17 protein-coding genes are annotated in these 19,588 nt (G+C 70.4%); 7 read left to right on the top strand and 10 right to left on the bottom strand.

Annotated features, from left to right (window positions below; translation table 11 throughout):
• Positions 1-21 precede the first annotated feature (21 nt).
• Together V2J18_RS20595 and V2J18_RS20590 are read right to left on the bottom strand one after the other, a co-directional pair.
• Positions 22-408, bottom strand: a complete 387-nt coding sequence (locus tag V2J18_RS20595) for a hypothetical protein (protein ID WP_064746189.1) — start codon at positions 406-408, stop codon at positions 22-24.
• A gap of 267 nt (positions 409-675) precedes the next feature.
• A complete protein-coding gene (locus tag V2J18_RS20590; RefSeq protein WP_064746190.1) occupies positions 676-2,064 on the bottom strand; it encodes an aminotransferase-like domain-containing protein in 1,389 nt (462 codons plus the stop codon).
• A gap of 123 nt (positions 2,065-2,187) precedes the next feature.
• Here V2J18_RS20590 and V2J18_RS20585 point away from each other — a divergent pair, with 123 nt between their 5' ends.
• The gene (locus V2J18_RS20585) at positions 2,188-3,051 is read left to right on the top strand and encodes a DMT family transporter (protein ID WP_087960653.1); all 864 of its coding nucleotides are present in this window, start codon (positions 2,188-2,190) and stop codon (positions 3,049-3,051) included.
• A 106-nt stretch (positions 3,052-3,157) separates the two neighbouring features.
• Here the strand turns inward: V2J18_RS20585 and V2J18_RS20580 are convergent, their stop codons facing one another.
• The gene (locus tag V2J18_RS20580; protein ID WP_064746213.1) at positions 3,158-4,690 is read right to left on the bottom strand and encodes a YifB family Mg chelatase-like AAA ATPase; all 1,533 of its coding nucleotides are present in this window, start codon (positions 4,688-4,690) and stop codon (positions 3,158-3,160) included.
• 566 nt (positions 4,691-5,256) lie between these two features.
• The gene (gene ubiK, locus V2J18_RS20575) at positions 5,257-5,523 is read right to left on the bottom strand and encodes a ubiquinone biosynthesis accessory factor UbiK (RefSeq protein WP_064746192.1); all 267 of its coding nucleotides are present in this window, start codon (positions 5,521-5,523) and stop codon (positions 5,257-5,259) included.
• 354 nt (positions 5,524-5,877) lie between these two features.
• Here ubiK and V2J18_RS20570 point away from each other — a divergent pair, with 354 nt between their 5' ends.
• A complete protein-coding gene (locus V2J18_RS20570; protein WP_064746193.1) occupies positions 5,878-6,216 on the top strand; it encodes a P-II family nitrogen regulator in 339 nt (112 codons plus the stop codon).
• Between the two features lie 272 nt (positions 6,217-6,488).
• Here the strand turns inward: V2J18_RS20570 and V2J18_RS20565 are convergent, their stop codons facing one another.
• Positions 6,489-7,403, bottom strand: coding sequence for a LysR substrate-binding domain-containing protein (locus V2J18_RS20565; protein WP_336132741.1), 915 nt, complete (start codon positions 7,401-7,403; stop codon positions 6,489-6,491).
• A 175-nt stretch (positions 7,404-7,578) separates the two neighbouring features.
• Between V2J18_RS20565 and V2J18_RS20560 the strand changes: the two genes are divergently transcribed.
• Entirely contained in the window at positions 7,579-8,559 is a 981-nt protein-coding gene (locus V2J18_RS20560) for a YeiH family protein (RefSeq protein WP_336133153.1), read from the top strand.
• Positions 8,560-8,734: 175 nt separating this feature from the next.
• Here the strand turns inward: V2J18_RS20560 and V2J18_RS20555 are convergent, their stop codons facing one another.
• Both V2J18_RS20555 and speE read right to left on the bottom strand, forming a co-directional pair.
• Entirely contained in the window at positions 8,735-9,274 is a 540-nt protein-coding gene (locus V2J18_RS20555) for a superoxide dismutase family protein (RefSeq protein WP_336132740.1), read from the bottom strand.
• A 539-nt stretch (positions 9,275-9,813) separates the two neighbouring features.
• Positions 9,814-10,665: a polyamine aminopropyltransferase gene (speE, locus tag V2J18_RS20550; protein WP_064746195.1), complete on the bottom strand. Its 852-nt coding sequence runs from the start codon at positions 10,663-10,665 to the stop codon at positions 9,814-9,816.
• Between the two features lie 175 nt (positions 10,666-10,840).
• On the opposite strand from speE, the gene V2J18_RS20545 reads away from it, so the two are divergent.
• The 4 genes from V2J18_RS20545 (at position 10,841) to V2J18_RS20530 (ending at position 15,967) form a co-directional block, all read left to right on the top strand.
• The gene (locus tag V2J18_RS20545; RefSeq protein ID WP_336132738.1) at positions 10,841-12,682 is read left to right on the top strand and encodes a M48 family metalloprotease; all 1,842 of its coding nucleotides are present in this window, start codon (positions 10,841-10,843) and stop codon (positions 12,680-12,682) included.
• Positions 12,683-12,765: 83 nt separating this feature from the next.
• Entirely contained in the window at positions 12,766-14,655 is a 1,890-nt protein-coding gene (gene speA, locus V2J18_RS20540) for an arginine decarboxylase (RefSeq protein ID WP_064746197.1), read from the top strand.
• A 10-nt stretch (positions 14,656-14,665) separates the two neighbouring features.
• Positions 14,666-14,920 carry a YciI family protein gene (locus tag V2J18_RS20535; RefSeq protein WP_064746198.1) on the top strand — a complete coding sequence of 85 codons (255 nt, stop codon included), beginning with the start codon at positions 14,666-14,668 and terminating at the stop codon, positions 14,918-14,920.
• 195 nt (positions 14,921-15,115) lie between these two features.
• Entirely contained in the window at positions 15,116-15,967 is an 852-nt protein-coding gene (locus tag V2J18_RS20530; protein ID WP_064746199.1) for an NAD(P)-dependent oxidoreductase, read from the top strand.
• Positions 15,968-16,015: 48 nt separating this feature from the next.
• Here the strand turns inward: V2J18_RS20530 and V2J18_RS20525 are convergent, their stop codons facing one another.
• From V2J18_RS20525 to argS, 3 genes are all read right to left on the bottom strand, one after another.
• The gene (locus V2J18_RS20525; protein WP_064746200.1) at positions 16,016-16,429 is read right to left on the bottom strand and encodes a hypothetical protein; all 414 of its coding nucleotides are present in this window, start codon (positions 16,427-16,429) and stop codon (positions 16,016-16,018) included.
• Between the two features lie 237 nt (positions 16,430-16,666).
• Positions 16,667-17,638, bottom strand: coding sequence for an SPOR domain-containing protein (locus V2J18_RS20520; RefSeq protein WP_336132736.1), 972 nt, complete (start codon positions 17,636-17,638; stop codon positions 16,667-16,669).
• Entirely contained in the window at positions 17,639-19,327 is a 1,689-nt protein-coding gene (gene argS / locus V2J18_RS20515) for an arginine--tRNA ligase (protein WP_064746202.1), read from the bottom strand.
• Positions 19,328-19,588: the final 261 nt, after the last annotated feature.

The following is a 19,588-nucleotide window of genomic DNA, read 5'->3' as shown; positions in this document are numbered from 1 at the left end:
CGGCGTCCCTGCCGCATCGGTTCACTTGGCCGGCCGCGGCGGACACACCGCGCAAACGCCGGTGGCGCCGTCGTCGAGGCGATACTCGGCGTGGTGGCCTTCGCCGGCATAGCTGTCGGGGCCGAACACGAAGGGCACGGCGTCCTTCAGCGGCGTGACGATCTTGCAATAGGCGGCGAGCGTCGCGCTGGCGGTCAGCCAGTCGTCGTGCTCGACGATGCCGCACTTGTCGGCCACTTCGCGCAGCTCGTCGCCGTCGAACTCGAACTTGGCGACGATCTCGGCTTCGCGCTTGCTGTCCAGGCACCAGTCCGGCGGCAGGGTTTCGTGCGCCCGGGCGCTGGGGACGAAGGCGATGGCGGCGGCAACGGCGACGATCAGGGGAGGTAAAGCACGGATGCAAAACATGAGCACTTCCTGTGGCTGGGAGACCGGTCCAGGGTAGGTGGCCGCGGCGCGCCGAAGCCAGCGCAGCCGCGGGTATAAAACGGGAATAAAACGGCCTAAGGCTTTGTTTCTTATGGGGCGCACCGCAGTCGGCATGCTCGTCGCTTACCGCGCACGTTGTCGTCGTGGCCGCGCGCCGCGGCGGCGGCGACCGATGTCGCTGGTTCTGGGGCGCGTGGGGCGGGGTTGCCCGGATCGGGCATGCGACGGGCAGGCGCCGGTGAGGCGTTACGGCGGAGCGGCGATGGCGCGCGCCAGGACCTCGAACACCCGGCTGTCGGCGGATTGGGCGACGTTGAAGCGCAGGAAATCGCCGGCGCTCTGCGACTGGCTGAAGGCATTGCCCGGCGCCAGGACCACTCCGTCCTTCAGGCAGGTACGGGCGATGGCGGCGGCGTCGCTGCCGTCGGGCAGCCGGCACCAGGCGAACATGCCGGCCTGCGGCCGCAGCCAGGGCTCGATGCCGAGCGCCTGCAGCCGGCTCAGGGTTTTGTCCATCGCCTCGGCCAGGCGCAGCCGCACCGCCTCCATGTGCCGGCGATAGCCGGCGTCGGTCAGTGCGGTCAGCACCGCGTCGGCGGCCAGGCGTCCGCCGCCGAAACTGGTGGCGATCTTCAGGTCGGTCAGGCCCTCGATCCAACCGGCCGGCGCGGCGATGTAGCCGCAGCGCAGCGAGGCGGAGATGGTCTTGGAGAAGCTGCCGATATGCGCCACCCGCGCCAGACCGTCGAACGCGGCCAGGCGCGGCGCCGGCGCGAGCTCGAAGTCGGCGAAGATGTCGTCCTCGACGATCGCCAGCCCCGCCGCATCGGCGAGCTTGAGCACGCGATGGGCGACCACCGGCGACAGCGTCGCGCCGGTGGGATTGTGGATGCCGGAGTTGGTGATGTAGAGCCGCGGCGCATGCTCGCGCAGCGCAGTCTCGAAGCGCTCCAGGTCCGGGCCGTTGGCGGTGTAGGGCACGCCCACCACGTGCGCGCGATGCGCCTTGAGCAGGGCATGGAAGTTGAAATAGCACGGATCGTCGACCAGCACGGTATCGCCCGGTTCGAGCAGATAGCGGCAGATCAAGTCGATCGCCTGAGTGCCTGATTCGGTCAGCAGGAGCTGTTCGGGCGCGGCTTCGACCCCGGTGGCGGCCAGGCGCCGGCACAGGAAACGGCGCAGCGCCGGATGGCCCAGCGGCGTGGCGTAGTCGGTCAGCTCCAGCGTGTCCGCCCGCGCCAGCGCGCGCAGGGCGCGACGCATTCCCGCTTCGTACATCCACGACGCCGGCAGCCAGCCGCAGCCCGGCTTGAGCGATCCGGCACCGGTTTCCAGCGCCTGACGCGAGACCCATAACGGGTCGATCGCACGGTCCAGCCGCGGGCCGATGTCGGTCAGCGCCAGGGGCGCGGCCGGACCGGCGACGTAGAAGCCCGAGCCCGGACGGGAGGCGACCGCGCCTTCGGCGGCCAGCCGCTCATACGCCTCGACCACGGTCGAGACCGACAGCCGCATCGCCCGCGCCTGGGCGCGCACCGAGGGCAGGCGCGTCCCCGGCAGATAGGCCCGGGCGGCGATCTTCGAACGGACGTCCGCCATCACCGCGGCGATGCGCGTGCCCTTGCGTTGCATCCGATCTCCTTCGACTGTGCTGGTTCTATTGCCATAACAGTCACTTCGAATTGTATTGGGATTGTGCCTGTTCGAGCCGACCGCCGGGTGATTTGCTGGGCGCCGGCGATGAAGGAGTCTTCGGTGAAAACGAGCACCCGCGGCTGGATCAACGGTTTCATCGGCGTGGCCATCTTCGCCGGCTCGCTGCCGGCGACGCGGATCGCCGTCGCCGATTTCGATCCGACCTTCCTGACCTGCGCGCGGGCCACCATCGCCGCCGTGCTGGGCCTGGCCCTGCTGGTGCTGTTGCGGCAGCCGCGGCCGCAACTCGCGGACCTGCCGTCCATCGCCGTCACCGCCCTGGGCTGTGTGGTCGGGTTCCCCTTGCTGACCGCCCTGGCCTTGCAGCACGTGACCGCCGCGCATTCGATCGTGTTCGTCGGCCTGCTGCCGCTGTGCACGGCGGTGTTCGCGGTGCTGCGCGGCGGCGAGCGTCCGCGGCCGCCGTTCTGGCTGTTTTCGCTGCTCGGCAGCGCGTTCGTCGTCGGCTATGCCGCCTGGGGCGGGATCGAAACCTCGCTGCGCGGCGACTTGCTGATGCTGGCCGCGATCGTGCTATGCGGCCTGGGCTACGCCGAAGGCGCACGGCTGTCGCGCACGCTGGGAGGCTGGCAGGTCATCAGTTGGGCGCTGGTGCTGGCGCTGCCGGCGATGCTCGCGATCACCGTATGGACCACGCCGGCCTCGTTGCGCCACGTCGGTGTACCGGCCTGGCTGGGGCTGGCCTATGTCTCGCTTTTCAGCATGCTGATCGGTTTCGTGTTCTGGTATCGCGGCCTGACCCAAGGCGGCATCGCCGCGGTCGGGCAATTGCAGTTGCTGCAGCCGTTCATGGGCCTGGGCCTGGCTGCGTTGCTGCTGCACGAAAACGTGAGCTGGACCATGCTGGCGGTGACGCTGGGCGCGGTGATCTGCGTCGGCGGGGCGAAGAGGTTCGCCCGATAGCGGTCCGCAGCGTCGCAGCATCGCTGAGTGATGGACGATGCGCGTAGCCGGCGGGCCGCGATCGTCCGGCCGCAATCGTCCGGACCATGAGCGGGCACCGCTCGCGCTACGCGGCCTGTGGCGCATGGGCGCTGCCGCGTTCGCCGCGCCGGTAGCCGATCGCTTCGGTCAGGTGCGCGGTGGCGATGCTTTCGCTGCCGGCGAGGTCGGCGATGGTGCGGGCGACGCGCAGGATCCGGTGCAGCGACCGCGCCGACAATTGCAGCCCTTCGACCGCGCGCTCGAGCAGGGCCTGATCGCGCGCGGTCAGGCGGCAATGCGTTTCGGTCTGGGCTTGGTCGAGGCGGGCGTTGGGCTGGCCGGCGCGCGCGTGTTGGCGCTCGCGCGCGGCGAGCACGCGTTCGCGCACGCAGGCGCTGCTCTCGCCTTCGGGCTGGTCGGGGCGCAGTTGCGCCGGCGGCAGTCGCGGCACCTCCAGGTGCAGGTCGATGCGGTCGAGCAGCGGCCCGGAGATGCGCGCGCGGTAGCGGCGGATCGCTTCCTCGGCGCAGCGGCAACGGCCGCTGCTGTCGCCGGCCCAGCCGCAGGGGCAGGGATTCATCGCCGCGACCAATTGGAACCGCGCCGGAAACTCGGCGCTGCGCGCCGCGCGCGACACCGTCACCGTGCCCGATTCCAGCGGTTCGCGCAGCACTTCCAGCGCGCGCCGTTCCCATTCGGGCAATTCGTCGAGGAACAACACGCCATGGTGGGCCAGCGAGACCTCGCCGGGACGCGGGTCGGCGCCGCCGCCGATCAACGCGACCGCGCTGGCGGTGTGGTGCGGGGCGCGGAACGGGCGCTCGCGCCAGCGCGCCGGGTCCAGGCCGCGACCGTCCGCGCGGCCGGCCACCGAAGCCACGGCGGCCGTTTCCAGGGCTTCGTCTTCGCTGGCTTCGGGCAACAGGCCGGGCAGGCGCGAGGCGAGCAGGGTCTTGCCGCAGCCGGGCGGACCGATCAGCAGCAGGTGATGCGCACCGGCTGCGGCGATCTCCAGCGCGCGCCGCGCCTGCGCCTGGCCGCGCACGTCGCGCAGGTCCGGTCCGGGTGCGTGCTGCAGCGGCACGGCCTGCGCCAGCGGCAGGGTTTGCCGGCCGGCGAGTTGGCCGCAGACTTCCAGCAGCGTGCGGCCGGTGCGCGCTTCGACCCGGCTGGCCAACGCGGCTTCGGCGCCGTTGCCTGCCGGCACGATCAAGCGCCTGCCAGCGGCCGCGGCGGCCAGCGCCGCCGGCAACACGCCGTCGACGGCGCGCAGTTCGCCGGTCAGGCCGAGTTCGCCGAGGAACTCGCATTCGCCCAACGCGTCGAGCGGAATCTGGCCGCTGGCGGCGAGGATGCCGAGCGCGATCGCCAGATCGTAACGGCCGCCGTCCTTGGGCAGGTCGGCCGGCGCCAGATTGACGGTGATGCGCCGCTGCGGAAACTCGAAGCGCGCGCATTGGATCGCCGCGCGCACCCGGTCCTTGGCTTCGCGCACCGCGGCCTCCGGCAGGCCGACGATCGACATCGACGGCAGCCCGCCGCCGAGGTGCACTTCGACCCGCACCGCGGGCGCGCGTACGCCGCTGCGCGCGCGGCTGTGGACGAGGGCGAGGTTCATCGCCGGTTCCTGGCGGGCGGCGGCGGGCATCGTGTAGGCATGGTCCGGTTCCGATGACGATGGCCGCAGTCTGGGCGAGGGCGCAGTTCGATGCCGTCGGTGGCTGCGGCGCGCGGTCGTCGGAAAATGCCGCATCGCAGTGTGCGGCGGCGAGTGTGGCGCCGGAGCAAGCGCTGCGCGGGGAGAGGCGATGTTGCAAGCGGCGCGGCAGGCGGATTGCCGCGGCTGCGTCGCGCGCGGGCTCGCTCGGCGATAGCCGCGCTGGGCCATCGTGAGTTTCGTCGCGGTGGCCTGCATCGCGGGGGCAGGAGGACGCGAGTGTTCGATGCCTCGATGGGCGGCGAGTGAGCGTTGTCTTTTTTGCGCCTTCCTTGGCCGCAACTCAGGCCGTTCGCGCGCGGCAGCGATGACCGGCGACGGTCGCTACAGGGTGCGGCAAAAGGCCGCATCGCCGCAGATTCGGCCGCCGCGCGCGGGGCGAGGGGAAGAAGGAGGAGGGCACCGGCACCGCCGATGCCCGTGGGCGGGCGCCTGTCAGCGCCGCGACGGCGCGATGCCGTCGGGCGTCAGTGCTGCGGCGTCGACGCGTTGTCGAGCTGGGCTTCGAGTTCGGCCACGGTGCGCTGCAGTTCTTCGAGTTTCTCGCGCGTGCGCAGCAGCACCGCGCGCTGGACTTCGAATTCTTCGCGGGTGACCAGATCGAGTTTGGACAGGCCGGTCTGCAGCACCGACTTGAAGTTCTGTTGCAATTCCTCGCGGCTTTCGCGCAAACCCGGCGGAACCAGGGAGCTGAGGCGGCGGGCGAGGTCGTCGATGGCGTTCAGGTCGATCATGAGGGGAAGTGCTCCTCCGGCAGGACGCCAGTGTCGGCGTCGGACCGGGGCGACGCCGTCGGCCGAGGCCGCGGCGGGCTGTGGGAAAAGTCCGGAGTGGATGAGGCGGTCACTACATCATGGCGCCGACGCGGCCGGCAAGCCTTGGTTCGGGCGGTTCGCCGGAGTCTTCATCCAGCGTTGCCATCCTCCGACGCATGCCGCGCAGGCGATGTGAACGCCGTCCATCCCGCCGCGCGACGGCGGGCGGCCGGCGCGCGGCTAGGTCGCGGCGCGCCGGCGCGCTATCCTGCGCGCCAGTCGCCGCACCGATCCGGGTGCGGCGGACGCAATCGGCGCGGTGGAGACAGGCGTATGAAGATGGTCATGGCGGTGATCAAGCCGTTCAAGCTCGACGACGTGCGCGAAGCGCTCGCCGAGGCCGGCGTGGCCGGCATCACCGCTACCGAGGTCAAGGGCTTCGGCCGCCAGAAGGGGCATACCGAGCTCTATCGCGGCGCCGAGTACGTGGTCGACTTCCTGCCCAAGATCAAGCTCGAGGTCGCGGTCACCGACGATCAGGTCGAAACCGTGGTCGAGGCGATCATGAAAGCGGCCGGCACCGGCAAGATCGGCGACGGCAAGATCTTCGTCTGGGATCTGGAACGCGCGGTGCGCATCCGCACCGGAGAGCTGGACGGCGACGCGTTGTAAGTCGGCTGCGGCGTCGCCGTAGCGCGCCGTTTCGCTCAGGAGAAGACGTCGATCGATCGGCGCTCGCGACAGCGCTCCGGGGCATCGCGGGCCCGTGCGCGCAGAGATCGTTTCGAACGCCGTTGGCGCACGGGCGCGTGTGCGAGCGACAGTGTTTGCGCGGACGATTGTTTCGCGGGCTGCGGCGGGCGGCGGCGCGGCCGGGGGAATGCGGTCGCGGTTTGCGCCGCTCCTCGCCCGTGCTGCGCGGTGATCGGGGATCGCCGGAGCCTTCAATCCTCGCGGTCGGCGTCGAGGAAGGCTTGCAGGGCCGGCGCGCGCGGGCGGTTGACCAGTTCCAGCCGGTACAAAGGTCGGTTCAAGGCCCGGTCTTGGTCGCCGTCTCCGCCGTCGAAGCCGATCGTGCGTACCCGGCGCATGGTCGCCAGGTCGGCGATCACGGTTTCCGGCAGCAGCGCGATGCCGGCGCCGGCGGCGACCGCGCGCGCGATCGCCTCGTTGCTGCCGATCTCGATCACCCGCGACGGGACGATGGCATGGACGGCGAACAGCGATTCGGCGACCTGGCGCGTGCCCGATCCGGGCTCGCGCAGCAGCCAGGTCTGCCGCGCCAGTTCCTCCAGCGAGGGTCGGCGGCGTGCGCCGAGCGCGCTGCCGGAGGCGGCGATCAGGCGCAGCGGTTCGCTGCGCCACAGCGTCGACTCGATGCGCGGGTCTTCGACCCGGCCCTCGACGAAGCCCAGGTCGACCGCGCAATCGATCACCGCGCGGCTGACCTCCTCGGTGTTGCCGACCACCAGTTCGAAGGCCAGGCCCGGGTGGCGGCGCACGAACGGGCCGATCCGCTGCGGCAGCCAGTAGCCGGCGATGGTGGTGCTGGCGCCGATGCGCAGCCGGCCCTGGCGCAGCTCGACCCGGTCGCGCACGTCTTCGATCGCGATCCGTTCCAGGGCGAAGATCGCCCGCGCATGTTCGAACACCGCCCGGCCGTGTTCGGTCAGGCGCACCCCGCGCACCGCCTTGGCGTCGCCGCCGCTGCGTTCGATCAGCGGCAGGTCGAGCTGGTGTTCGAGTTCGCGCACGGCCTTGGACACCGCCGACTGGCTGACGAACAAGGCCTCGGCGGCGCGCGAGAAGCCTTGCTGCTCGACCACGGTCAGGAATACGCGCAGCAGGTGCAAGTTCATTGCATGAGTCCAGCTCATGGATACTTGAATTATATGTATTGGACTCCCTGAACGGGCAGGCCTACCGTGGCGCCAGTTTCCGCGGGAGCCCGCCACCGTGTCCGCCCTGAATCCGACCTCGTCCGCCCCCGCCGCCCCGCTCGGGGTTCACCGGCAGCGCGGGTTCTGGCCGGGGCTGGCGCTGACCGGCGCGATCGCCGCCGCGGCGATGGGTCTGGCCACGTTGCCGGCGCTGCAAGGGCTGGGCTTGAGCGCGCTGACCCTGGCCATCGTGCTCGGCATCGCCGCCGGCAACACCTTCTTCCCGGCGCTGGCGCCGGCCACCGGCAGCGGTGTGGACTTCTGCAAGGCACGGCTGCTGCGGCTGGGCATCGTGCTGTACGGCTTCCGGGTCACCTTCCAGGAAATCGCCGGAGTGGGCTGGGCCGGGCTGGCGATCGATGCGGTGGTGGTGGCGAGCGTGTTCGGCCTGGCCACCTGGCTGGGCACGCGCTGGCTCAAGCTCGACCGCGAGACATCGATGCTGATCGGCGCCGGCAGCGCGATCTGCGGCGCGGCGGCGGTGATGGCGACCGAGCCGGTGGTGCGCGCGCAAGCGCACAAGGTGTCGGTGGCGGTGGCGACGGTGGTGGTGTTCGGCACCGTCGGCATGTTCGCGTACCCGTGGCTGTATCCGTATCTGGGCCTGAGCGAACACGCTTACGGCGTCTACGCCGGTTCGACCATCCACGAAGTCGCCCAGGTGGTGGTGGCCGGGCGCGCGGTCGGCGAGACCGCGGCCTCGGCGGCGGTGATCGAGAAGATGCTGCGGGTGATGCTGCTGGCGCCGTTCCTGTTGCTGCTGTCTTCGCGCGTCGGCGCGGCCGACGGCGCCGCGCGCGCGTCGAAGATCGTGGTCCCCTGGTTCGCGCTCGGCTTCGTCGCGGTCAGCGGACTGAACTCGCTGCATCTGCTGCCGGCGACGGCGAAGGCGGCGATCGTGCAGCTCGATACCGTGCTGCTGGCGATGGCGATGGCGGCGCTGGGGCTGCGCACCCATGTCGGCGCGATCAAGCAGGCCGGCGCCAAGCCGATGCTGCTGGCGGCGATCCTGTTCGGCGTGCTGACGGTGGGCGGGTATGCGCTCAACGTCGGCGCGGCGAAGCTGTTCGGCTGAGCGGCGAGGGCGCAGCGACGCCCGCCGGCCTGGCGGACACGGCGCATCGCCACGGGCGTGCACGCGCTGTCGGCATTGGCCGGCACGTGTTCGCAGCGCAGGCTGGCGCTCGTATCGTCGACAAAGGGCGCCGTCGCAGCGATCCACGCGGATCGCTGCGATCGCTCGCGATCGCTCAGAGCGCGAGTTCGATGACGCCGCAGGCCTGGCGCGCGCCGGCATTGCCGGTCGGCTGGCTTTTGTAGTCGTCCGGTGCGGCGTGAACGATCACCGCGCGGCCGGCGATGTCGTCGGCCGCGCCGCCGCCGAGCGCGACGCCGCTGGCGTAGGCTTCGACCTTGGCCACGCCCTTGGCATCGGCGACCAGATTGTTCATGTCGCCGGCGTGATGGGCGCCATGCTCGACCTGGCCGTGCGGTTGCCCGGCCGGATTGAAATGGCCGCCGGCGCTGCTGGCATCGGCGGCGCTGCAATCGCCTTTCTCATGGATGTGGATGGCATGGGTGCTGCCGGGTTCCAGTCCGGCGATCTCGCCGCTCACGTACATCCGGTCGCCCTTCGGACGCACGACCAGCTTGCCGCTGACCCGGCTGCCGGAGGCCGGCATCATCTCCACCGTCGCGGACGGCGCAGGGGCGGGGCGGCTGGCCTGGCCGCTGCAGGCGGCGACCCCGAGCGCGGCGACGATCGAGGCGGAACGCAGAATCTGGGACATACATACTCCTGTCGGCTGTGACTCAAAGCGTGCGGGCGCATCGGTCGCCGTCGCCGCTCCATCCAACGCCGAGGCAGGCCGAAACAGCGGGGCGCTGCTTGGCAGGCGAGTCGCGCGCCTGCATCGGTGTGCGTGAGGAGATGCCGAATGCGAGTTCGGGCCGCCGATCGCCAGTGCGATGCGGCGGCTTCGTCGAGTGCCCGGTGTCTGCCGGCTACGATGCGGGGCGATTTCCCATTTGGGAAATAGATTGTTTCAACGGTACATATGCATGGGCTCTATCGGGCTCGCGCGCCTGAAGTCGCACAATCCAAGCGCCCGCACACCTCTCGCGAGCGGTGCGAGCGCAAAAGCGGTTCGCGCAGTTTGGCGACCGAGGCCGTCGAGCCGTTGGCGCGGTTGCGTGCGTGCGCGGCGGGCACGCAATACGTGCATTGCGTTGCGCAAGGCACGGTTTCGGACGGCGCGGAGCCCGGCGCCTGCCGGACTCGAGTGCGTCGTCCGGCGCCGCATCGGCGCCGGACGGGCGGCTGCGGCGTTTACTCGCCCAGCGCTTCGGCGACGAAGGCCGGAGTCGACAGCGCGCCCTGGTGGATGCCGGCGTTGTAGTACTGGGTCGCGAAGCCCTTGGCCTGTGCGTCGGCCTGGCGGAATTCGAAGCCGTCGCCTTTGCGCGCCAGGGTGCAGCTCCACCAGCCGGTCGGGTAGCACGGCTGCGGGAACGGCAGGGTTTTGAAGGTCCGGAAGCCGGCCTTGCCCATTTCGGTGCGCATTTCCTGGATCAGCTTGAGCAGCATCAGCGGCGACTCGGACTGCTGGACCAGGATGCCGTCCTCGCGCAGGGCGCGGAAGCAGCTGTCGTAGAAAGCCTTGTTGAACAGGCCTTCGGCCGGGCCGACCGGATCGGTGGAGTCGACGATGACGATGTCGACGCTGTTGGCCGGACGGTTGGCCATGTAGGCGATGCCGTCGTCGAACAGCAGCTGCGCGCGCGGGTCGGCGTTGCGCTCGCACAGTTCCGGGAACCACTTCTCGGCCATGCGCGTGACCTGCTCGTCGATGTCGCACTGCACGGCCTCTTCGACACCGTCGTGCTTGAGCACTTCGCGCAGGGTGCCGCAGTCGCCGCCGCCGATGATGACCACGTTCTTGGGCGCGCGATGGGTGAACAGCGCCGGGTGCGACATCATCTCGTGATAGAGGAAGTTGTCGCGCGTGGTCAGCATGACCGCGCCGTCGATCAGCATCAGGTTGCCCCAGTCGGTCGTCTCGTAGATCTCGATCTTCTGGAACGGCGACTGCACCTCATCGAGCTTGCGGGTGATCCGATAGCCGATCGACGAACCGGTCGGGTCGAAGTTTTCGTAATGCCAGGAGGTGTTGCTGCTCATGCCGATGGATTCCGGTGACGGGACGCGCTTCCAGGGTAAGCCGCGCCGATGACGGTGGCGCGGCGGGAAGGCGAGGGGGCGATATTGTAAGGGACTGTAATGCAGGCGCCTGCGGCGGCGGGCGCGGTCTATGATGACCGCATTCAGGGAAAGGGGGAGCGCCGGGATGGCGACCATGGAGCGGTACCGGCAGTTGGTGGACCGGCTGGAAGCGCAGGCGCAGCGGGCGCCGGGGACGTACAAGTTCAAGCTCGGCCTGCTGGCCGCACTGGGCTTTGCGGTGTTGGGCGGCAGCGTGCTGCTGGCGCTGGGCCTGTCGGTCGGGCTGGTGGCCGCGCTGGTCGCGATCAGTCCCTTGCTGCTGCTCAAGCTGATCAAGGTGGTGTGGATTCCGGTCGCCTTCGGCGGCTTCATGCTCAAGGCGCTGTGGGTGAAGTTCGAGCCGCCGGCCGGCCACGCGCTGCAGCCGGGCGAGGCACCGGCCCTGGAAGCCGAAATCGAGCGCCTGCGCCGCGAGGCCGGAGCGCCGCCGTTGCGCGCGATCCTGCTCGATTCCTCGCTCAACGCCGGTGCGGCCAGCGTGCCGCGCGCGCTCGGCCTGCTCGGCCACGAGCACTATCTGGTGCTCGGCCTGCCGCTGATGCGACTGCTCGACCGCGACCAGCTCGCGGCGGTGATCGCGCACGAGTTCGGTCATTTCGGCGGCGGCCACAGCCGGTTTTCCGGCTGGATCTACCGCGTGCGCGCCGGCTGGTACCGGGTGCTGCACGGCCTGGCCGAGCGGCGCTCCTGGACGACCGCGGCGTTCGTGCGCTTCTTCGGCTGGTACGCGCCCTACTTCGACGCCTACAGCTTCGTGCTGGCCCGGGCACAGGAATACGATGCCGACGCCACCGCCGCGCGGGTGGTCGGCGCGGCGCCGCTGGCGCAGGCTCTGCAGCGGCTGGGCTTGAGCGACGCGCGCCTGGAGCGCGACTTCTGGCCGGCCGTGCAGGGCCGCGTGCCGGCCCAGCCCGAGCCGCCGGCGCTGTTGTTCCGCGACATGGCGGCCGACCTGGCCCAGCCGGACCCGCAGGCGCCGGCGCGGCTGCAGGAATTGCTGGGACGGGCGCCGGACCTGGACGACACCCATCCGACCCTGAGCCAGCGTCTGCAGGCCCTGGCGCAGACGCCCGCGCCGCCTGCGGCGCCGGCGGCCGATGCGGCGCAGGTCCTGCTCGGCCCGCTGGCCGACGCGCTGGAGCGGCAGTTCAGCCGGGAATGGCAGGAACAGGCCGGGCCGCAGTGGCGCGAAAGCCACCTGCGGCATGCCGACGATCAGGCCCGGCTGAGCGAGCTAGACGCGCGCGCGGACGCGCTGAGCGGCGAGGAGCGTGCCGAGTACGCTTCGCTGGTCGAGCAGTTGCGGCCGGACAGCGATGTCGGCCCGCTCTATCGCGCCGCGCTGCAGGCCCTGCCGGAGCACGCGCTCAGCCATGGCCGCTACGGCGCCTGGCTGCTGGCGCGCAACGACGTCGCCGGCGTCGACCATGTCGAGCGCGCCATCGCCCTGGACCCGCGCCTGCTCGAGTCCGGCCTGTCGGTGCTGGAGCGCCATTACCGCGAGATCGGCGACCGAGCCGGCCACCAGGCCGTGTGGCGTCGGATCGAAGCCTTGCAGCGCCAACGCGCGCTGGCTTTGCAGGCGCGCGAGCAGATCGGCGCCAAGGACGAGTTCCTGCCGCATGCGCTGGCGCCGCAGGCGCTTGCCGTGGCCGTGACCGGGCTGCAACGCGCCGGCAACGTCGCCCGTGCCTGGATCGCGCGCAAGGCGATCCCGGGCGACGACAGCGGCGTGCCGCATTACGTGGTGCTGGTGAAAACCCGCGGCTGGCGCTGGAGCCAGTCGGGCGCGCTGCAGAAGGTGGTCGACGCGATCGAGCTGCCGGGCTCGTGCATCGTCCTGGACGCCGGCGCCGAACGGGCCGTGGCCAAGCGGATCCAGGCGTTGGGCGGGCCCGACTACGTCCGCGGCTGAGCGCGGACGCCCCCGCCGGGCGGGACCCGGGGGGCGGACGACGCTAGAATGCCCGCTCCTCCCCGCACGCTGGTAGCACGCCGATGTCCGACTGGTCGCTCGATCAGGCCCGCAAGACCTATTCGATTCCGCATTGGTCCGAGGGCTATTTCGACATCGACGGCGCCGGCCGCATCGTGGTCAAGCCGCGCGGCGAGCGCGGCCCGACCGTGGTCCTGCCCGAGGTGGTCGATGCGGCGCGCGCCGCCGGCGCCAAGCTGCCGGTGCTGGTGCGTTTCCCCGACATCCTCGGCGACCGCCTGGGCAAGCTGCAGGCCGCGTTCGCCCAGGCCATGCAGGACTGGGACTACGCCGGCGGCTACACCGCGGTGTACCCGATCAAGGTCAACCAGCATCACGGCGTGGCCGGCACGCTGGCCTCGCACGCCGGCGACGGCTTCGGCCTGGAAGCGGGCAGCAAGCCCGAACTGATGGCGGTGCTGGCCTTGAGCCGGCCGGGCGGGCTGATCGTCTGCAACGGCTACAAGGACCGCGAGTACATCCGCCTGGCCCTGATCGGGCGCAAGCTGGGCATGGAGACCTTCATCGTGGTCGAAAAGCCGTCGGAGCTGGCGCTGGTGTTCGAGGAGGCCAAGGCCCTGGGCGTCAAGCCCGGCCTCGGCGTGCGCATGCGCCTGGCTTCGCTGGGCGCCGGCAAATGGCAGAACAGCGGCGGCGACAAGGCCAAGTTCGGCCTCAGCCCGCGCCAGGTGCTGGATCTGTGGAAGCAGTTGCGCGACAACGGCCTGCAGGACTGCCTGGGCCTGCTGCACTTCCACATGGGCTCGCAGATCTCCAACGTGCGCGACATCGCCAACGGCATGCGCGAGGCGACCCGCTACTTCGTCGAACTGTCCAAGCTCGGCGCCAAGGTGCGCTACATGGACGTCGGCGGCGGCTTGGGCATCGACTACGAAGGCACCCGCTCGCGCAGCTATTGCTCGATCAACTACGGCGTCAACCAGTACGCCTCCAACATCGTCCAGCCGCTGGCCGAAGCCTGCCAGGAATACGGCCTGGCGCCGCCGCGCCTGGTCACCGAATGCGGCCGCGCGATGACCGCGCATCACGCCGTGCTGGTCGCCAACGTCTCGGAGATCGAGGAGGCGCCGGAAGGCCGGGTACCGCCGGCGCACGAGGACGAGCCGGCGGTGATCCGCCATCTGCGCGAGATCCACGACGAACTCGACCAGCGCCCGGCGGTGGAACTCTTCCACGAGGCCCAACATCATCACGGCGAGGGCCTGTCTTTGTACGCGCTGGGCCAGATCGACCTGACCCATCGCGCGCGCATCGACGACCTGTTCTACGCCATCGCCCATGCGGTGCGCGCGCGCCTGGACGTGGGCGAGCGCAGCCATCGCGACCTGCTCGACGAGCTCAACGAGCGCCTGGTCGACAAGTACTTCGTCAATTTCAGCGTGTTCGAGTCGATGCCGGACGTGTGGGCGATCGACCAGGTGTTCCCGATCGCGCCGATCGAGCGCCTCGACGAGGCGCCGTCGCGGCGCGGCGTGATCGCCGACCTGACCTGCGACTCCGACGGCAAGATCGACACTTACGTCGAAACCGAGGGCCTGGACAGCTCGCTGCCGCTGCACACGCTCAATCCGGGCCAGAGCTACCGGCTCGGCTTCTTCCTGGTCGGCGCGTACCAGGAAATTCTCGGCGACATCCATAACCTGTTCGGCGACACCGACGCGGTCGAAGTGCGCGTCGACGGCGACGGTTACCGGCTGGCGCAGCAGCGCCGCGGCGACACCACCGACGTCATGCTCGACTACGTCGGCTACAAGCTGGCCGACCTGCGCGCGACCTACCGCGCCAAGGTCGCGGCGGCGAACCTGCCGGCCGACGAGGCGCAGCGCCTGGACCAGGCGCTGGAGGCGGGGCTGACCGGCTATACCTATCTCGACGACGCGCCGCTGGCCTGAGGACGACACGATGAACCGCTATCTGGTCATGGCCATGCGCCTGCCGCAGTTCGACACGGCGCAGATCGGTCCGCACCGCGATTTCCTCGACGGCCTGCGCGATCGGGGCCGGCTGGAGCTGGCCGGCGGTTTTTCCGACAAGAGCGGCGGGGCCTACGTGCTGCGCGCCAGCGACATCGACGAGGCGCGGGTGCTGGCGTTCGGCGATCCGCTGCACCTGACCGGCTCGTCGCGGATCGACGTGTTCGAGTGGCAGGCGGCCTGAGCGGCGTCGGACCGGTTTCACCGAATCGGCGCTGAAGCGTTCACGTATCCGCACGGCTGCGGTCCGCGGACCTGGGCGCGCCGCCGCCGTCCATGAAAAGATCGGCGTGCGCGCCGGCCGTGTCCGGTCCGGTTTCGCGGTCGATGCTCCATTCAGTTTTTGCAACATAAGCGCCCGCACGGGCAGAAGGTCGAAATGAAAGCAGGGGTGATCGGTCTGGGAGCGATGGGCGCGCCGATGGCGCGGCACGTTCACGGCAAGGGCATGCTGACCGCGGTCGGCAATCGGACGCAGGCCAGGGCCGACGCTTTGGCGGCCGAGCTGGAGGTGCGCGCGGCCCGCTCCGCGGCCAACTTCGCCGACTGCGACGTGGTGATCCTGTGCGTGTCGCTCGACGCCGACGTGTTGGAGAACGTGACTGCGCTGGCCGAGGTGCTCAAGCCCGGCGCGATCGTGGTCGATCACTCGACCGTGTCGGTGGAAACCGCGCGCCGTGCGGCGGCGCTGCTGGCGGTGCACGACATCGGCTTCCTCGACGCGCCGGTGTCCGGCGGCGCCGAGGGCGCGCGCAACGGCAAGCTGTCGATCATGGTCGGCGGCGACGCCGCCCAGCTCGAGCGCGTGCGCGAGGTGATCGGCGCCTATGCCGCACGCATCACCCACATGGGCGAGACCGGCGCGGGCCAGGCGACCAAGGCGGTCAACCAGGTGCTGGTGGCCGGGATCAACGAAGCGGTGTGCGAAGGCCTGGCCCTCGGCGAAAAGCTGGGCCTGGACGCGGAACGGCTGCTGCCGACGCTGATGGCCGGCGCGGCCGGCAACTGGTTCCTGGAAAAGCGCGGCGAGACCATGCTGCGCAGCGAATTCGCGCCGGGCTTCAAGTGCCTGCACATGCTCAAGGACCTGCGCATCGTCCACGGCATGGCCCGCGACAGCGGCGTGCGCACCAACACCATCGAGCAGGCGCTGGCCGACTACGCCGAACTGATCGAGCGCGGCTACGGCGAAGCCGATACCTCCGCGCTGATCGCGCTCAAGCGAGGCTGAGCCGCATCCGGGCGAAGGCTGCGGCGCGCGCGCGCCGCAGCGACCGGTTCAATGCGCCGGCGCGCCGAACCGGCCGCGGCCGAGGCGTTCGCCGAGCACCGCGCCGACGAACGCGGCCACCACGGTCAGCACGATCGCGATCGCGTTGTAGCGCAGGGCGCCGAACATGCTGCGCATGGGCGGCGGGCTGTCGGGCAGGGCCATCGATACCACCGCGAACAGGGTCAGGGTCCACATCGCGACCATCAGCAACAGGGCGATCCAGCGGAATTGCGCATGGCGCGCGATCGCGCCGCCGACCCCCATCGCCACCAGGGCCGCGGCGATATCGAGCAACGGAATCGCGCCGGCACCGGTTTCGATCATCTGCCGGGCGTCCAGGCCGGACAGCTTGGTGACCATCGCGAACAGCAACAACAGGCCTGCCGCACCGAGGCAGCCGTTCAATACGCGCTTGTTCATTACTTCCCCAACGACGACTAGCCGGCGAAGTCTAATAGGCCGGAAGTGACGATCAGGGTGACCGACGTCGCGCTGTGACGGCGCGCACTGCCGGAAGGCGTCACTGCGCCGACGTGCGGCGTCACCTCGGCGGCGCCGGGCGCTGCCCGGACGGCCGATGTCGTCCGCGTGCGGTCGACGAAAAAACAAAGGCCGGCGCTAGGCCCGGCCTGTACGTCGTTCGCGCTGCGGCGGCGCTTACTGCACCTTGATCGCCATCCCCGGCAGCCCGCCGTCGGCGAGCTTGCGCTTGGCCTCGGCCAGGTCGCCGGCGGTGCCGTAGGGCCCCATGCGCACGCGGTAGACGGTCTTGCCGCCGATCTGCGCTGACTCGACCCGGGCGCCGAGACCGAGCATGGCGATCTTGGCCTTCATCTCCTCGGCCTGGCCGGACGCCTGGAAGGCGCCGGCCTGCAGCAGGTAGCGGGTCTTGTCGTCGATCGCGGCCGCCGCGGCGTCCGGTTTGGCCGCCGCGCCCTGGCTAGCCGAGACGCTCGGCGGCTTGGGCGTCGCGCCGACGGGAGCGGACGCCGCGATCTGGGCGGCGGCGTTCGGCCGTGCCGGCGGCGGAGCGATGGTGTCGACCGGCTTGGGCAGGCTGGCCGTGGCCGGCGCGTTCTGCGCCGGTTGCGCGGCGGGCTGCGGATTGGACGCGACCGGCGCCGGCAACGGCCGGGCCGGTGTCGCCGCCGGCGCGGTCTGGCCGGACGAGCCGTTCGCCGCGATCTGGGTGGCGGCGGCCTGGTTGGCGCGGCGCTGCTGCGCGGCGCGGCGCTGCTCCTCGGCGGCCTCGGTCGCAGCGAGTTCGGCATCGCTCATCTCGACTTCCTTGCCCGGCAGCAGGGTGTAGAAATCGTAGTCGGTGTCCTTGGCCTCGGCGGCCTTCGGCTCGGCCTTGGCGGCCTGCGCGCGCTCGCCGGCGGCCGCGCGCGCAGGCGTATCGCCTTCGGGCGCGACGGATTCCTCGTCGGCCGCCACCGCCGCCGGCTGGGCGTCGGGGTTGGGCTGCGGACGGAAGAAACCGTCGCCTTCGGACTTGAGGAACTTCGGCGCGACCAGGATCAAGACCACGCCCAGCAACAGCCCGAGCACGCCCCAGGCCCAGCCGGGCAGGCTCTCGTTGCTCTGATGGTTGCGCTTGGCCTGGGACTTTCCGCGACGTGCAGCCACTTACATCACCTCCGGGGCCTGGACCCCCAATAGCTCGAGACCGTTCGCCAGGACTTGCTTGGTCGCCATCGCCAGGACCAGGCGCGCATGGCGTTGATGGGCGTCGTCGACCAGGAACTGGTGATCGTTGTAATACGTCTGGAAGGTCTGCGCCAATTCCAACAGATAAGCGGCGATCTGGTGCGGTTCCAGGTCGCGTCCGGCGGCCGCGACCACGTCGCGGTAGCGCAACAGGGTGACCACCAGCTCGTGCGCGGCGGCGTCGTTCAGGTCCAGCGGCTGGGCCAGGCCGTCGGCCTGATCGTAGCTGAGGCCGCGTTCGGCCAACTGACGCATCAGGCCGCACATGCGCGCATGCGAGACCTGGACGTAGTAGACCGGGTTGTCGAGCGATTGCGAACGCGCCAGGTCGATGTCGAAAGTCAGCTGCGAATCGGGCTTGCGCGCGATCAGGAACCAGCGCACCGCGTCGCGGCCGGCTTCGTCGATCAGATCGCGCAGGGTCAGGTAGCTACCGGCGCGCTTGGACAATTTCACTTCTTCGCCGCCGCGCATCACCGTGACCATCTGGTGCAGCACGTACTCGGGCCAGCCCGGCGGAATGCCCTGGTCGAGCGCCTGCAGGCCCGCGCGCACGCGCGCCAGGCTGCCGTGGTGGTCCGAGCCCAGTTCGGTGATCGCGCGCTCGTAGCCGCGCTGCCATTTGCTCAGGTGGTAGGCGACGTCCGGCACGAAGTAGGTGTAGGTGCCGTCGGACTTGCGCATCACCCGGTCTTTGTCGTCGCCGAAGTCGGTGCTGCGCAGCCAAAGCGCGCCGCCTTCCTCGTAGGTGTGGCCGTGCGCGACCAGCTCGCGCACGGTCTCCTCGACCTTGTTCTGCTCGTACAGCGAGCTTTCCAGGAAGTAGACGTCGAAGCCGACGCCGAACGCGGCCAGGTCCTCGTTCTGTTCGCGGCGCAGGTAGGCCACGGCGAACTGGCGGATCGCGTCGAGGTCGTCGATGTCGCCCTTGCCGGTGACGGCGTGGTTCTCAAATTCGACCGTGGCGCGGTCCAGATAGGCGCGGGCGACGTCGGCGATGTAGTCGCCGTTGTAGGCCGCTTCCGGCCAGCCTTCGTCGCCGGGCTTGAGGCCGCGCGCGCGCAGCTGAGTGGAGATCGCCAGGTTGTTGATCTGCACGCCGGCGTCGTTGTAGTAGAACTCGCGCGCCACGTCCCAGCCGTTGGCGGCGAGCACGCGGGCGATGCAGTCGCCGATCACGCCGGCGCGACCGTGGCCGACGTGCAGCGGACCGGTCGGATTGGCGGAGACGAACTCGACCCCGGCGCGGCGGCCGCCGCCGCTGGCGTTGCGGCCGTAGCCGGCGCCGTCGGCGAACACTTCGCCGAGCTGGCGGCGCCAGGCGGATTCGTCGACATGGAAATTGATGAAGCCCGGCCCGGCGATCTCGACCCGGGCGATGTCGGCGTTGGCCGGCAGCGCATCGACCAGCTTCTGCGCGATCTCGCGCGGATTGGCGCGCGCCGGCTTGGCCAGCAGCATCGCGGCGTTGGTCGAGAAGTCGCCCTGGGCGCGGGTCTTGGGACGCTCGATGACGAAATCGGGCGCAGGCAGATCGGCCGGCAGGGTGCCGGCGGAGCGCAGGGCGTCAATGGCCTGCGCGACGAGCGCTTGAAGGGTGGCTTTCACGGGAATGGGCGTGTTCGCGGGCGTTACGGAACCGGGCATTTTACTAGCTTCCGCCGCTGCCCGGGGCGGCGGCGACGGCGATAGAAGTGAGGACACAGGGGTGAGGAATGAGTGAAGACCGGCTCTTCCGACGCCGGCCCGCGATCGCTGCGCTGCCGGTCATGCCGAGAATGCGGTGCCCGACCCGGAGCGTACCCGCACCCTCGCCTTTGCCCGCTCGTCTCCCGTTGGCGTCGGCGCTCGCCCCGTCCGTCGTTCCTT

It is taken from the genome of Lysobacter firmicutimachus, assembly GCF_037027445.1.
Classification (GTDB): domain Bacteria; phylum Pseudomonadota; class Gammaproteobacteria; order Xanthomonadales; family Xanthomonadaceae; genus Lysobacter; species Lysobacter firmicutimachus.
This window is presented reverse-complemented; position numbering and strand designations above follow the sequence as displayed.